Annotated in this window: 12 protein-coding genes; 7 read left to right on the top strand and 5 right to left on the bottom strand. The window is 69.3% G+C overall.

The genetic code is table 11. The annotated features are described in order from the left end of the window. Positions 1 to 77: 77 nt before the first annotated feature. The 3 genes from KIH74_RS24425 to KIH74_RS24435 form a co-directional block, all read right to left on the bottom strand. Positions 78 to 2,966, bottom strand: coding sequence for a polysaccharide biosynthesis tyrosine autokinase (locus tag KIH74_RS24425; RefSeq protein WP_214158476.1), 2,889 nt, complete (start codon positions 2,964 to 2,966; stop codon positions 78 to 80). 166 nt (positions 2,967 to 3,132) lie between these two features. Next, positions 3,133 to 3,369, bottom strand: coding sequence for a hypothetical protein (locus KIH74_RS24430; protein ID WP_214158477.1), 237 nt, complete (start codon positions 3,367 to 3,369; stop codon positions 3,133 to 3,135). Between the two features lie 112 nt (positions 3,370 to 3,481). Then, positions 3,482 to 3,847, bottom strand: a complete 366-nt coding sequence (locus KIH74_RS24435) for a YkvA family protein (protein ID WP_214158478.1) — start codon at positions 3,845 to 3,847, stop codon at positions 3,482 to 3,484. Between the two features lie 129 nt (positions 3,848 to 3,976). Between KIH74_RS24435 and KIH74_RS24440 the strand changes: the two genes are divergently transcribed. After that, complete coding sequence (locus KIH74_RS24440; protein ID WP_308113992.1) at positions 3,977 to 4,912, top strand: HNH endonuclease family protein; 936 nt, start codon at positions 3,977 to 3,979, stop codon at positions 4,910 to 4,912. A gap of 59 nt (positions 4,913 to 4,971) precedes the next feature. Beyond that, a complete protein-coding gene (locus tag KIH74_RS24445; RefSeq protein WP_372492124.1) occupies positions 4,972 to 5,841 on the top strand; it encodes a siderophore-interacting protein in 870 nt (289 codons plus the stop codon). A gap of 80 nt (positions 5,842 to 5,921) precedes the next feature. On the opposite strand, the gene KIH74_RS24450 is transcribed toward KIH74_RS24445, so the two are convergent. Next, a complete protein-coding gene (locus tag KIH74_RS24450) occupies positions 5,922 to 7,592 on the bottom strand; it encodes an alpha-amylase family protein (RefSeq protein ID WP_214158479.1) in 1,671 nt (556 codons plus the stop codon). 185 nt (positions 7,593 to 7,777) lie between these two features. Here KIH74_RS24450 and KIH74_RS24455 point away from each other — a divergent pair, with 185 nt between their 5' ends. The 3 genes from KIH74_RS24455 to KIH74_RS24465 all read left to right on the top strand — a co-directional run bounded on the left by KIH74_RS24455 (position 7,778) and on the right by KIH74_RS24465 (position 10,342). Continuing rightward, complete coding sequence (locus KIH74_RS24455; RefSeq protein ID WP_214158480.1) at positions 7,778 to 8,089, top strand: hypothetical protein; 312 nt, start codon at positions 7,778 to 7,780, stop codon at positions 8,087 to 8,089. Between the two features lie 352 nt (positions 8,090 to 8,441). Next, positions 8,442 to 9,863: a GH1 family beta-glucosidase gene (locus KIH74_RS24460; protein ID WP_214158481.1), complete on the top strand. Its 1,422-nt coding sequence runs from the start codon at positions 8,442 to 8,444 to the stop codon at positions 9,861 to 9,863. A gap of 170 nt (positions 9,864 to 10,033) precedes the next feature. Further along, a complete protein-coding gene (locus KIH74_RS24465) occupies positions 10,034 to 10,342 on the top strand; it encodes a DUF1153 domain-containing protein (RefSeq protein WP_281418124.1) in 309 nt (102 codons plus the stop codon). Positions 10,343 to 10,505: 163 nt separating this feature from the next. Here KIH74_RS24465 and lpdA read toward each other — a convergent pair whose 3' ends face one another. Beyond that, positions 10,506 to 11,906 (bottom strand): dihydrolipoyl dehydrogenase, encoded by a 1,401-nt coding sequence (gene lpdA / locus KIH74_RS24470; RefSeq protein ID WP_214158483.1) that lies wholly within the window; start codon positions 11,904 to 11,906, stop codon positions 10,506 to 10,508. A gap of 235 nt (positions 11,907 to 12,141) precedes the next feature. Here lpdA and KIH74_RS24475 point away from each other — a divergent pair, with 235 nt between their 5' ends. Both KIH74_RS24475 and KIH74_RS24480 read left to right on the top strand, forming a co-directional pair. Continuing rightward, positions 12,142 to 13,227: a S1 family peptidase gene (locus KIH74_RS24475; protein WP_214158484.1), complete on the top strand. Its 1,086-nt coding sequence runs from the start codon at positions 12,142 to 12,144 to the stop codon at positions 13,225 to 13,227. A 270-nt stretch (positions 13,228 to 13,497) separates the two neighbouring features. Next, positions 13,498 to 14,037 carry a DUF6343 family protein gene (locus KIH74_RS24480; RefSeq protein ID WP_214158485.1) on the top strand — a complete coding sequence of 180 codons (540 nt, stop codon included), beginning with the start codon at positions 13,498 to 13,500 and terminating at the stop codon, positions 14,035 to 14,037. The last annotated feature ends 213 nt before the right edge of the window (positions 14,038 to 14,250 follow it).

Consider the following 14,250-nt stretch of genomic DNA (forward strand, 5'->3'; position numbering starts at 1 on the left):
TCGGATGCTTCGCCCTCCGGCAGACGCAATCGCGGCGTGGCACCAAGCGCCACGCCGCGATTGCCGTTGCGGGAGTGTCAGAGTGAGCGCTTGGACCGGTGGTGCCGGGGCACGCCGGTGGGCATGTGCGGCATCACCGACTGCGGGGGGATCAGCAGCTCCCGCTCGTCTTCCAGCAGGTCCAGATCGGGAGCGGAGAGGTCGACCAGCAGCGGGGGAATCTCCTCCGGCTCGGGCGGTTCCGTCTCCCGCCCGGCGTCACCCGGGAATCCGGCCGGTCGGTCGTGAGCCTGTCGGTCGTGAGCCTGCGGGCCGGGAGCCTGCCGGTCGTGAGCCTGTCGGTCGTGAGCCTGCGGGCCGGGAGCCTGCCGGTCAAGAGGCTGCGGGTCGTGATGCCGACGGTCAGGAGCCTGGCCGCCGGCGGCTTGCCGGCCGAATGCCTGCCGGTCGGGAACCTGCTGGTCGGCAGCCCGCCGGTCAGAGGCACGCCCGAGGAAGGTCGGGCCCGGCATGCCGGTACCCGTACCGCCTGTTAGCGCACTCGTACCGCCTGCTACCGCACCCGGGCTGCCTGGTCCCACCCCCGGGGTGCCTGGTCCCACACCCGGGGTACCTGGCTCCGCACCCGGAACCAGGTATCCCGGCCCCGCACTCGGGCCCGGGCCGTCTGGCCCCGCACTCGGGGCCGGGTTGTCTGGCTCCGCACTCGAACCCAGGCCACCTGGTCCCATGCCCGGCCCACCCATGCCCGGCCCACCCATGCCTGGGCCACCCGCACCCGCCGCGCCTGGTCCCGGGCCCGCGTAGCGGGGCTCGGTACTGCCGGGGGTGTTCCCGGCCTGTCGGTTGTCCCAGTCGTCCTGATCCCGCCCGGTTCCCATGGCCCTTGCCGCAGAACGGGTTTCGCCGGTCAGGGGGGTGTCGAACCAGGACGTCCGGTCCCACGCCTCCCACGAGGCGCCCGGCCGTTCGCCGTCTTCCTGGGAGGGCTGCGTGGGGATCCCGCCCGTCCGGCTCCCGAGCGGAAGGCCGGAGGGTGCGGTGTCGGGGGAGGTGTAGCCGGCCGGGCCGCGGCGAGGCGTCGTGTCCGGCATCGCCCGGTCTCGCGGAAGTGACTGTAGCCGAAGCTCTTCCGGCACCTCGCCGGCGGTGCGGGTGACCTCGAGGCCCTCGGCCCGCGAGACCAGTGCGGGTCCGTCGTCCGGCGCCGTGACGACGGGCAGGGGGCCGGTCGACGACAACCCGCCGAACGCCGGGAGTCCTTCGTGGGCGGCGGCTTCCGGGCCGGGCACCCGCTGGCCGGGAGAATCGGCGATCGGCGCCCAGCCGTCCGACGGGCTCGGAGCGTAACCCATGTCCGGGGCCCACGGGCCGGCGGCGGCCGGTGGCTGTGCGCTCGGCTTCGGAGAGCCCGCGTCGGGTGACGAAAGCGGTTCCAGCGGAAGGGATCCGCCGGGGATGAGGGGGAGGTCGCCGGGCGGCAGCGTGATGCTGGTGCCCGACGGTGCCTCGGCCGGGCGGGCCGGCTCCGGCTTGTGGCCGCGGCGCCCGCGGCGCGAGGAGTCGCGCCAGGAACCGTCGTCGGACGGCGAGGCGGTGGCCGGGGCCTGCCCGTAGCCGTACCCGTAGCCCTGATAACCGTTGCGCCCCTTCTTGCTCGGGGCGAAGTTCAGCACCGTGCCGAGCACCTTGGCGCTGACGGCCTCCAGCGACTTGAGCGCCCGCTCGGCCTCCTCGCGGCGGCTGCGCCCGTGCCGGATCACCAGGATGGCGCCGTCCGCGGCGGTGGCGATCAGCGCGGCGTCGGTCACCGGCAGCAGCGGCGGGGCGTCGATGACCACCACGTCGTAGTGCTCGGCCAGGGTGTCGAGCAGGTGACGCATCTGCTGCGAGCCGAGCAGTTCCGACGGGTTCGGCGGGGTCGGCCCGGACGGCAGCACGGCCAGCAGGTCGCGTTCGTAACCCACCAGCACGTCCCGCAGATCGTGCTGGCCGGCCAGCACGTTGGTCAGCCCGGCCGCGTTGCTGATGCCCAGGTAGCGGCCAACGGCCGGCTTGCGCAGGTCGCCCTCCACGAGCACCACCCGGGCTCCGCTCTGGGCGAGGATCAGGGCGATGTTGCACGCGGTCGTCGTCTTGCCCTCGTCCGGCAGCGCCGAGGTGACGGCGATGACGCGCGGCGGGTGGTCGACGTCCGCGAACTGGAGGTTGGTGCGCAGCGTGCGGAAGGCCTCGGCCCGGCCGCCGAAGGCGTCGGCGGTGACCAGCGGCTGCTTCGGCGCGGAGGCGTCGAAGGGCACGACGCCCAGCGGCACCGAGCCGGTCAGCTGCTCCACGTCGCCGGTGCCGCGCAGCGTGGTGTTGAGCTGGTCGCGCAGCACCGCCGCGCCGACGCCGAGGCCCAGCCCGAGCAGCAGGCCGAGCGCGATGTTCAGTGGCACCCGGGGCGAGACCGGTGCGGTGGGCACGGTGGGGGGCCGGGTCACGGTCAGCTTGACCGGCGATCTGCCTTGCGCGTTGGCCCTTTCCAGGTTGTGCACCACGGTCTCGAGATTGTCCGTGACGGCCTTCGCGATGGCCGCGGCCTGCTCCGGGTCGGTGTCCGACACGCTGATGTTGATCAGCACGGTGTCGAGCTGCGGGCCGGCCTCGATCTTGGAGGCCAGCTGGTCCGTCGTGTAGGGCAGGCGCAGCTCCTTCACCACCGGGCCGGTGACGGCGCTGCTGGTCGCCATGCTGGCGTACGACTTCACCCGCTGCTGGCTGAACGCACTGCTCTCGGAGAGCTCGGCCAGCGACGTGCGGCTGCCGGACTCCTGCGCGGAGACGAAGACCTGGGTCTGCGCCTGGTAGACCGGCGTCTGCCGGCCGGTGTACACGGCGGCCGCGGCGACGCCGAGAATCGCGAGGATCAGAACGAGCAGCCAGTGCTGCCGGAGCACTCGCAGGTACTGGGTCAGGGTCATGTCAGGGTCACCGAATGTGCCGCCTCGTCATCGCACTTTTCCACTGGCCTGAGTGCCCTACCGTACCCATCTTTAGCTACAGAGAGGGGTTAAACGATTGCACTGGGTCACGTGAGCCGAGAGCAGTCAAGCACTTCGGTGGTGTTACGCCCAGTCGGACGCCGGGTTATCGCACGGTCATCGGGACGTCGCGTCCCGTCTGCACCACTTCGTCGCACCAGCTGAGAACGCCGACCACCGCCGCGTCGTCGAGCGACCGGCGGCCGGCCTCGACCTCGCGCAGCACGTGGACGCGCAGTGCGCGGGCCTCGCGACGACGCCGTGCGGCCCGGCTCAGCCGGCCGGTGGCGAAGTGGGCGGCGGCGAGCGCGACGACGAATCCGGACAAGACGAGCTCCTGCATGAGCACAGAGCGTACTTGGTTGATTACGGCATGTCCGACGCTTGGTCGGATGCCCGGCGCATGCCCAGGTTTCGGCAGGTCAGCCTCGGGCGCGGTGCAGCGGGAAGGCGGGTCAGCGGTTCGGGTGGTTGCGGCGGTGGGCCAGACCGTCCCGGGCGGTGTCACGGAAGGCGATGCCCGCCGCCTTGCTCATCGGCATGTTCAGCCGCCGCGCGCGGATCAGGTGGTACACGTAGAAGCCGACGATCGTGAGAATGCCGGCGTCGTCCACCATTCCGAGTGGGCCGAGCACCGCTTCGGGTGCCGCGTCGACCGGGCTGATCAGGTAGACGAACGAACCCGCCATCGCGGCGATGCCGCGCAGCGGAACCCGGTAGCGGTAGATCACCCACAGGCCACCGACCAGCAGGCCCACCGCGATCAGCAGCAGGACCGCGACGAAACCGATGACGACGATCAGAGCGGTGTTGTCGCCCATGTCGGGCCCCTTCCCTCGTTCCCCTCATTCTGGGGCAGATCTTCGTCTCCGCACCCGGATCGGCCAGGTACGGGCAGCTAGCCGCGACTCGGACGAGCGGTACAAACGGGTCGAGGATACGGTGCTGGAGTGAATCTTGGTCGTGCTGGTGCAGCCCTCCTCGCCCTGACGCTCTCCTTCGGCCTGGCCGGGTGTGAGGTCACGAACGACATCGGTGGCGCCGGTGTCTCGGACGACTCCGGCACGAAGAGCGACTATGACGGTCAGCTTGCTACGAAGGTGCTGGACACGCTGTCGGTGAAGGGGCGCTCGGCGACCACCGGCTACGACCGGGACGAGTTCGGCACGGCCTGGAAGGACGTCGACAACAACGGCTGCGACACCCGCAACGACATCCTCAAGCGCGACCTGACCGGGGAGAAGTTCCGCTCCGGCACCAAGGACTGCGTGGTGGTCAGCGGCACCCTCGACGACCCGTACACCGGCGACACGATCGAGTTCACCAAGGAGAAGGCGTCCGAGGTCCAGATCGACCACCTGGTGGCGCTCCAGAACGCCTGGGTCACCGGCGCCGCCCAGTGGACCGAGGAGAAGCGCACCGAGCTGGCCAACGACCCGCTGAACCTGATGGCGGCCGACGGCCCGACCAACGGAGCCAAGGGGGCCGGCGACGCGGCCACCTGGCTGCCGCCGAACAAGTCGTTCCGCTGTGAGTACGTGGCCCGGCAGGTCGCGGTGAAGGCAAAGTACGGCAACTGGGTCACCTCCGGCGAGAAGAAGGCAATCAGCGGTGTGCTGGAGGACTGCCCGGACCAGCGCGTCCCGACCTCCAAGGCCGTCGACGTGACCAAGGGCGGCTCCTCGGGTGACACGGCCGGTGATGAGGCCACCGAGGACTCCGGTTCGGACTCTGACAGCAAGAGCAGTGACAATGGGGACGACGTCGAGACACCGGGTGCCTTCTGCTCCCCCGAGGGGGCGAAAGCCAAGGACTCCGACGGCGACGCTCTGACCTGCAACGTCAAGGGTGATGACGACCGGGCCCGCTGGCGGTCCGCCGACTGATCTACCTTCCGGTGTTAGGTTAGGTATACCTCACTTTGGAAGGTGGTACCCGCATGTCCATGGCTTCCCGCATGGCCGAAGGCGTCCGTAATCGCGTCGGTGGGCGTGGCGAGGGACGTGGCGGCGCGACCCTGCCGATCACGGTCGCCCGTACCGAACGGCTCAGCCCGACCATGGTGCGTGTCGTCTTCACCGGGGACGCGCTCGCGAACTTCACGATGAACGAGTTCAGCGACGCCTACGTGAAACTGATCTACCCGCGGGCCGGGGTGGAGTACCCCGAGCCCTTCGACATGCGGGTGATCCGCAACCAGATGGCGCCCGAGGACCAGCCGCAGAACCGCACCTACACGGTGCGCCGCTGGGACGCCGAGAACCGTGAGCTGGCGATTGATTTCGTGGTGCACGGTGACGAGGGTCTGGCCGGTCCGTGGGCCCGCGACGCCCGGCCCGGCGACCAGATCTGGCTGGCCGGCCCCGGCGGCGGCTACCTGCCCGACGCCGATGTGGACTGGCACCTGCTGGCCGGCGACGAGAGCGCCCTGCCCGCCATCGCCGCCTCGCTGGAGCGGCTCGCCGACGACGCGACCGGTCACGTGTTCATCGAGATCCACGACGCCGCATCGGAACTCGCGCTGACCGCCCCGGCCGGCGTGAGCGTCACCTGGCTGCTCAACACCGAGGACGCCCCGGGCGCGGCTCTGGTCGCGGCGGTCACCGGTCTGGAGTTCCCCGAAGGCGCTGTGCACGCCTTTGTGCACGGCGAGGCCGCCGCGGTGCGTGACCTGCGCCGTTTTCTCAAGCGTGAGCGCGGCGTGAAGCAGACGCACCTGTCGGTCTCCGGCTACTGGCGGATCGGCGCCAACGACGAGGAGTGGCGCGCGGTGAAGGGCGACTGGAACCGCAAGATCGAGGAGTCCGAGGGCTGACACCCTCCCCGGTGGTCATGCGCGATCCGTCCCTTCAACGGGCGAATCGTGCATGACCACCGTGCTGGGGGCGTGAGTGATCAGCGCAGGCGGCGGGAGCCCTTGGTGGCCACGCGCAGCCAGCGGTACCCGTAGCGCCCGAGCTCGATCTCGGTCCGCCCCTCGTCGTCCACCCGGGTGTTCTGCGAGTCGAGCAGGTCCAGCAGCTCGTTGCCGGCGACCTGCTCGCCCAGCTCCAGGGGCACCTTCACGGGTTCGGGGCTCAAATTGTGGACGGCGACAAGAACGGCGTCCTCCCAGATCAGCCTGTGCGCGAAGACCGCACCGTGGGGCTGGGCGAGAACCTCGAAGCGGCCCCAGCCCAGCTCCGGGCTGTTGCGGTAGCGCGCGATCAGCAGGCGCACGAAGTTCAGGAACGACTCCGGGTCGGACCGCTGCGCCTCCACGTTCACGGCCTGGGGGCCGAAATCGCCGGACACCAGGGGCGCGGCCAGCTGGTCGGCTGCGGCCCGGGAGAAGCCGGCCGACGGTTCCGCGGTCCACTGCATCGGCGTGCGCACCGCCTTACGGTCGCCGAGCTCCAGGTTCTCGCCCATCCCGATCTCCTCGCCGTAGAACAGCACCGGGGTGCCGGGCAGCGTGAAGAGCAGGCTGTAGACCATGCGGATGCGGTCGGCGTCGCCGTCGAGCATGGGCGGCAGCCGGCGGATCAGCCCACGCCCGAACACCTGCATGCGCTCCTGCGGGCCGAAGGCGTCGAACACCTCCTGCCGCTCGTCGTCGCTCAGCTTGTCGAGGGTGAGCTCGTCGTGGTTGCGCACGAACGTCCCCCACTGGCACTCCGGGGGGATCTCCGGCCGCTCCCGCAGGGCCTTGGCCAGTGGTGCGGCGTCCTGCCGGGCCAGGGCCAGGTACATGTTCTGCATGGTGATGAAGTCGAACTGGAGGGTGAGTTCGTCGCCCTCGTCGCCGCCGAAGAACTCCAGCTGCTGGTCGTACGGGACGTTGACCTCGCCGAGCAGGATCGCGTCACCGGTGCGGCGGTTGAGGAAGGCCCGAAGGTGCCGCACCACCTCGTGCGGATCGGGCAGCGCGGTGGGGGACTCGCCGATCGTGTCGATGAAGAACGGCACGGCGTCCACCCGGAACCCGGACACCCCCAGGGCCAGCCAGAACCCGACGATGCGGGCGATCTCGTCGCGCACCTGCGGGTTGGTCACGTTCAGGTCGGGCTGGTGCTTGTAGAAGTGGTGCAGGTAGTACTGCCCGGTCCTCTCGTCCAGCGTCCAGACGCTCTTCTCCTGGTCGGGGAACACCGGCTCGGGCTGCTTCCCGGCCGGCGGCTCGTCGACCCACACGTACCAGTCCCGGTACTTGCTCTCCCTGGAGCTGCGCGACGCCTCGAACCAGGGGTGCTGGTCGGACGTGTGATTCACCACCAGGTCGACGATCACCCGCATACCCCGGTCCTTGGCCGTGCGGATCGCCTCGACCAGGTCGCCGTGCGTGCCCAGCCGCGGGTCGACGCCGTAGAAATCGGTGATGTCGTAGCCGTCGTCGCGGTCCGGCGTGGGATAGAAGGGCATCAGCCACAGGCAGGTCACACCCAGCTCGGCCAGGTAGTCCACCCGCTGGGCGAGGCCCGCGAAGTCACCCGTGCCGTCGTCGTTCCAGTCCAGAAATGTCTCGACATCGAGACAATAGACCACCGCTGTTTTCCACCACATGTCCGCCGTGTCTGTGATCCGCATGAATGCGATCTATCACTTCTGGGCAACATTCGCCCTTTCAGCGGGAAGAGCGCGGCACGGCGCATTCGGCGGGCGTACTGTTGGACCTGCGGTCAGTGGAGATGCGCGGAAGATAGAAAGTTGTCGTCATTCGACTTCTCCGGCTCCGGCCGTTCCGGTGAGAAGAAGATGGGGGTCAACCCGCGATGGATCCGACACGGATGGTCGACGAGGCGCTACGCCGCTTCACCGTCATGCAGCTAGCCGTGAACTCCGGTGACGCCACCGAGGCCGAGGTGCCGGCCACGCGTGCTCTCGTGGCCGCGTTCCAGCACGTCGCCAAGCTGGACGGGTGGGCGAAGATCGCCCTCGACCGCCTGGTGGCCGAGCCCGGGAACGCCCGGGCGGCAGCGGATCTCAAGCTGAGCATGGAACACGCCGCGCGTCTGCACCCACAGTTCATGCGCACGCTCTCGGAGGTCTGCGGGGGAGTGCCCGCACCGGGCCAGACGTCGTAGAAATCCACCGGGGCTGTCCGGACAATGCGAATTGTCCGGACAGCCCTTCGTCGTTCAAGAGGTATGTCAATTCTTTGGTAAATGTGGATCCTGATGCGCATCGCTGTTGCCCGAGAACCCTGCGTGATGCTTTTCGGTCGGAATTAACCGGCCGCACGGTAAAGCCAGGTTCGGCTCTCCGGGGGTAATTCCCGGACGGATGCGCCGGCGGTTCAGGTGCAGGGGTGGTGGGTGGTCCGGCAGTTCGCTGCCGCGTACCTGTTCCGTCGGGTCACGTCAGGACGCATGCTGGGGTCACCCGGCCGGAATGCCGGGTTTGTTCCCGACCGCGTCCTGAGACCAATGGAGAGACATGGACACCACGCTGACCCAGGCCACCGCCGGACCGGCAGGCGGCCTGACCCTGCCCGCCGGGTTCCGCTGGGGCGTCGCCACGGCGGCCTACCAGATCGAGGGCGCGGCGGCGGAGGACGGCCGGACGCCGTCCATCTGGGACACCTACTCGCACACGCCGGGGCGGGTGGACGGGGGTCACACCGGTGACGTCGCGTGCGACCACTACCACCGCATGCCCGGTGACGTCGCTCTGATCAAGAGCCTGGGGCTGGACACCTACCGGTTCTCGGTGTCCTGGCCGCGGGTGCAGCCGGGCGGCAGCGGGGCGGTGAACGCCCGCGGTCTGGACTTCTACTCCCGGCTGGTCGACGAGCTGCTGGCGAACGAGATCGACCCCTGGATCACGCTGTACCACTGGGACCTGCCGCAAGAACTGGAAGACGCCGGTGGCTGGCCGCACCGGGACACCGCTCACCGGTTCGCCGACTACGCGGAGCTGGTGTTCGACCGGCTGGGCGACCGGGTGGACAACTGGACCACGCTGAACGAGCCCTGGTGCACGGCCATGCTCGGCTACGCCTACGGCCGGCAGGCTCCCGGCCACCAGGACTTCCCGGCCGGCATCCGTGCCGTGCACCACCTGCTGCTCGGCCACGGCCTGGCCACGCAGCGCCTGCGCGCGTCCGCGACCGCGGCGGGCCGGGAGGTGCGTCTGGGCATCACGCTGAACCTCGGCACGGCGCACCCGGCCACCGACACCCCGCAGGACCGCGATGCCGCCCGCCGGGCCGACGGCCTGAACAGCCGGCTCTACCTCGACCCGCTGCTGCGCGGGTCGTATCCGGTGGACGTCGTGGAAGACCTGGACCGGCGCGGCGCCGGGCTCCCGGTCCAGGAGGGCGACCTGGAGGTGATCCGCACCCCGATCGACGTGCTCGGGGTGAACTACTACACCGGCTGGCTGCTGTCGCACGTGGGCGAGAACGGTTCGACCGTGGGCGCCGACGGCGCTCCGGTCACCCGCGAGGTCGGCCGGGGCCGCCCGGTGACGGCGATGGGCTGGGAGATCGTGCCGGAGTGCTTCACCGAGCTGCTGGTGCGCCTGTCCCGGGACTACCCGGGTGTGCCGCTGGTGATCACCGAGAACGGCGCGGCCTTCCCGGACGAGCCGGCCGCGGACGGCTCGGTGCCCGACCCGGAGCGCACCGCCTACCTGGAGGCGCACATCCGAGCGGTGTCCGACGCCGTGGAGCAGGGGGCGGACGTGCGCGGCTACTTCGTCTGGTCGCTGCTCGACAACTTCGAGTGGTCGTACGGGTACGACAAGCGCTTCGGCATCATCCGGGTCGACTACGACACCCAGGAGCGCACGCCGAAAGACAGCGCCCACTGGCTGCGTGACCTGGTGAGCACCTGGCGGCAGGCGAACGGCGGGTAGACCGGACGGGTGAAGGGACGCGGCCACGGCGGCAGCCGTGGCCGCGCGACCGGCTCAGCCAAACGTCCCAAGTTTTTGATCCGTGAATGAGTAAAATCCGAAAGGAAGCTGTTTGAAAAGGTTTTCACCTGTCCAGCTGTCCGGACAGCAGGTGGTGAGTGCGAGGTCACATGCCGGAACGGGTCAGGAATCCCGCGAACGGGTCGTTAATGGAGGTGGCGGCGCAACCGCCGCCCCGCACGAAGCGGTGGATTCCCGATCGAGAGGCATCGATGATCACGAACCTTCGCCACCAGCTCGCCGAGCGTCGAATCGTCCGGCAGCGTTCCCGCCGGCTGGCCGAAGAACTGGCCAGCTACAGCACCCCGGCCGAGCGGCAGGAGCTCGATGCGATCCTGGGCCGTCACACCGACGCCGAGATCGCCGAGCTGGAGTCCGTGCTCAACCGTCAGGCGACCGACCGGGCCCTGCACCTGTAACACAACCTTTGAGGCGCGCCAGTGACGCAGCGCCCATGATGATGCGGCGACACGAAGACGTGTCGCCGTTGTTGTTTTGTCGCCGAAGTTCCTGGGGGCAAAGGAAACGGCCGCGACCGGCTGGTCGCGACCGTCCTTCGTGAGGGTGCCCGGGGGCTGATCGTCAGAAGTTGATCATGTGACCGGCGATGCCGTGCACGGCTTCCTTCACGGCCTCGCTCAGCGTCGGGTGGGCGTGCACGTTGCGGGCGATCTCGTGCACGGTCAGGTCCCACTGCTGGGCCAGGGTCAGCTCGGGCAGCAGCTCGGTGACCTCGGGGCCGATCAGGTGCGCGCCGAGCAGCTCGCCGTACTTGGCGTCGGCCACGATCTTGACGAAGCCGACCGGCTCGGCCAGTCCGTGCGCCTTGCCGTTCGCGGTGAACGGGAACTTGGCAACCTTGACGTCGTAACCCTTTTCGCGGGCCTGCGCCTCGGTCCAGCCGAAGCTGGCGACCTGCGGGCTACAGAACGTGGCGCGCGGCATCATCGGGTACTCGAGCGTGATGGTCTCGGCGCCGGCGATCGTCTCGGCGGCGATGATGCCCATCGACTCGGCCACGTGGGCCAGCATCAGCTTGGCGGTGACGTCACCGATCGCGTAGATACCGGGAACGCTGGTGCGCATGTGGTCGTCGATGTCGATGGCGCCGCGCTCGGTCAGCTTCACGCCGGTGTTCTCCAGGCCGTAGCCCTGGGTGCGCGGCACGAAACCGATGGCCTGCATGACCTTGTCGGCCTCGAGCACCTGCTGCGAGCCGTCCTTGGTGACGGTGACCCGGACCGGGCCGGAGCCGTCTTCGATCGAGTCCACCCGGGTGCCGGTCAGCAGCTTGATGCCGGCCTTCTTGTAGCGCTTGGTGAGTTCGGCCGACACGTCCGGGTCTTCGAGCGGGAGGATCCGGTCGAGGAACTCGACGATCGTCACGTCGACACCGTAATTGCGCATCACGTAGGCGAACTCGATGCCGATGGCACCCGCGCCCGCGATGATGATGCTCTTCGGGAGCTGATCGGTCATGATCTGCTCCTCGTAGGTCACGACCCGCTCGGACAGGGACGTGCCGGGGAGCAGGCGGGTGGTGGCACCCGCGGCGATGATGGCGTTGTCGAAGGTGACGGTCTGCTCGCCACCGTCGTTCAGCTTGACCGTCAGGGTGTGGGCGTCGACGAACGTGCCCCAGCCGTTCAGCTCGTCGATGCCGTTCTTCTTCATCAGGAAGTGGACGCCCTTGACGCGGCCGTCCGCCACCGACCGGCTGCGCTTGAACGCGGCGCCGTAGTCGAAGGTGACCTGACCGTCGATCTGGATCCCGAAGGTCTTGGCCTCGGACTGGATCGTGTGCGCCAGGTCGGCGTTGCGGAGCAGCGCCTTGGAGGGGATGCAGCCGACGTTGAGGCACACGCCGCCCCAGTACTTGCTCTCGACGATGGCCACCCGCTTGCCGAGTTGCGCCGCACGGATGGCGGCGACATACCCGCCGGGGCCGGCTCCCAGAACGATGACGTCGTAATGACCAGGCATGGTCCTCAGGTTAGTGACCCGCTTCCGGCGCCGCCGCGCAGGTCCCGCTCACGGCGCTACGCCGTGAGCGGAGCCCTTCGTCGTCCGAAATCAAGCTCTTTGTGACTGGCGAGTTACTTTCTGGCGTTTCGGTCTTGTGTTGATCAAGGGGCAAATCGGACTATTGGGGCGCTTCCGGGAAACCGGACGTGTCCCTGACATGGCTCTGCCATCACGTCTGCCGAGAGGATCCACCGTGAAACCACGCCGTTTGCTCGCCGGTCTGGCCGGTTCCGCCCTGGTCGCCGTCGCTCTGGCCGCACCGGCCAGCTCCGCCGGTGCCGCGTCGCAGGTGTCGGACCAGAAGCTCGTCGAGGTGTCGGCCGCCCAGAAGGCGTCCGTCGAGCAGGACAAGGCGGCCGACGCACTGGCCGCCGAGCTGGGTACGAGCAGCGCGGGCGTCTACTACGAGGGATCCACCCTCACGGCCGCGGTCACCACGAAGGCAGCGGTCAAGACCGCCGAGGCCGCGGGGGCCCAGGCCCACCTGGTCGACAACAGCACGGCCGATCTCAAGGCCGCGCTCAAGACCCTGGACAAGACCGCGAAGGTGCCGGGTTCGTCGTACGGCATCGACCCGGCCTCGAACCAGGTGCTGGTCAGCATCGACAGCACGGTCAAGGGCAAGGACCTGGCCAAGGTCGAGGCGGCCGTGGCCAAGCTCGGCGACCAGGCCACGCTGGAGAAGGTCTCCGGTGAGTTCAGCACCCGGATCGCCGGTGGCCAGGCGATCTACGGTGGTGGCTACCGCTGCTCGCTCGGCTTCAACGTGGTGAGCGGGTCGACGTACTACTTCCTGACCGCCGGGCACTGCGGTGAGGTGGCCAGCACCTGGTACTCGAACTCCGCGCAGACCACCGTGCTCGGCCCGACGGTGAGCTACTCGTTCCCCGGCAACGACTACGCGCTGGTCCGCTACAGCAGCTCGACCACCGCCCACCCGGGCACCGTGTACACCTACAGCGGTTCCCAGGAGATCTCCAGCGCCGGCACCCCGACCGTCGGCCAGACCGTGTACCGCAGCGGTAGCACCACCGGCGTGCACAGCGGCCGGGTGACCGCGCTCAACACCACCGTCAACTACAGCGACGGCACCAGCGTCTCGCAGGCGATCCGCACCACCGTCTGCGCGGAGGGTGGTGACAGCGGCGGCTCGCTCTACGCGGGCACCGTGGCGTACGGGCTGACCTCCGGCGGCAGCGGTAACTGCACCTCCGGCGGCATCACGTACTTCCAGCCGGTTCCGGAGGCGCTGAGCGCCTACGGGGTCAGCATCTACTGACGGGGGTTCGTCCCTGGGGGCACACGTGGGGACGCCGGTGAGCCCTGACCACCGGCGTCCTCACTCCACTCCTCGCGGAGGTGGCCCCCGCAGCGGCGACCCGCGTCCGTGATCATGAACACGTCGCCCCTCCGCCCGCGCCGGGCGGAGGGCTTCGTGCGTCGGGCCCGGAAACCGTGGCCGTCAGGTCGATGTGACCTCCGGCTGTTGCCGGCGGGCCCGGTGGCTCTAGCCTGAAACCGTCCGTTGTGGGCGGGAAGGTGGTGGCGCATGCGCACGGGTGACGAGCCGGACACCGCCCGCAGTGCGCTGCGGTTGAGACTGGGACTGGCGATCTTCGGCCTGCTCTTCTCCGTCCTCGCGGCCGGTCTGCTGGCCGGCCGGGTGGCCCTGCCGGTGGTGCTGATGTTCGCCGCCGTGGGGCTGGTCGCCGTCGTCGATGTGGCTGTTGTCCTGCGACATCTCCGTCAGGGGGCGCACTTCCAGCCGGGTCCGCAGGTTCCGCCGTACCGGCCGCTCGAGCCGCCGCCGCGCCCGTCCCGCGGGCACCGCCCGGTCGACGAGGACACCCGGATCCGGCGTTACCTGGTGATCATGGCCACCTGTCTGGTGCTGATCACGCTCGCCTGGACCTGGGTACGCACGTACTCGACGACCGCCTCCGTGGTCATGAGTATCGTGGCCGCGGTACTCCCACCGGTGGCCGCGGTCGTGGCCAATCTCGGTGCGGACATGCCCGATCAGGGTTCGGACGGTGCGGGCACCGGACGGCGCCCGCGTCGCCCCCCGGACGGGGGACTGGAAAACTGAGGGAGCATCGGACGCAACCGGTGCGGGATCTCGTACGTCAGATCCCGGCCCGTGGTGTGCCGGCTGTCGTGGCACGGCAGTATCCACAGGGAATTGATCGGACAAAAGCCATGCGGATAGGGCGATCCGGTTCGGGTGGATCGCCACTGTCGCGTACCGTAGTACCCGGTAGAGGGAAGGAGCGTTGCCTTGTCGGAGCCGGCGCGCGGGTCG

It is taken from the genome of Kineosporia corallincola (genome assembly GCF_018499875.1).
In the GTDB taxonomy this organism is placed as follows: Bacteria; Actinomycetota; Actinomycetes; order Actinomycetales; family Kineosporiaceae; genus Kineosporia; species Kineosporia corallincola.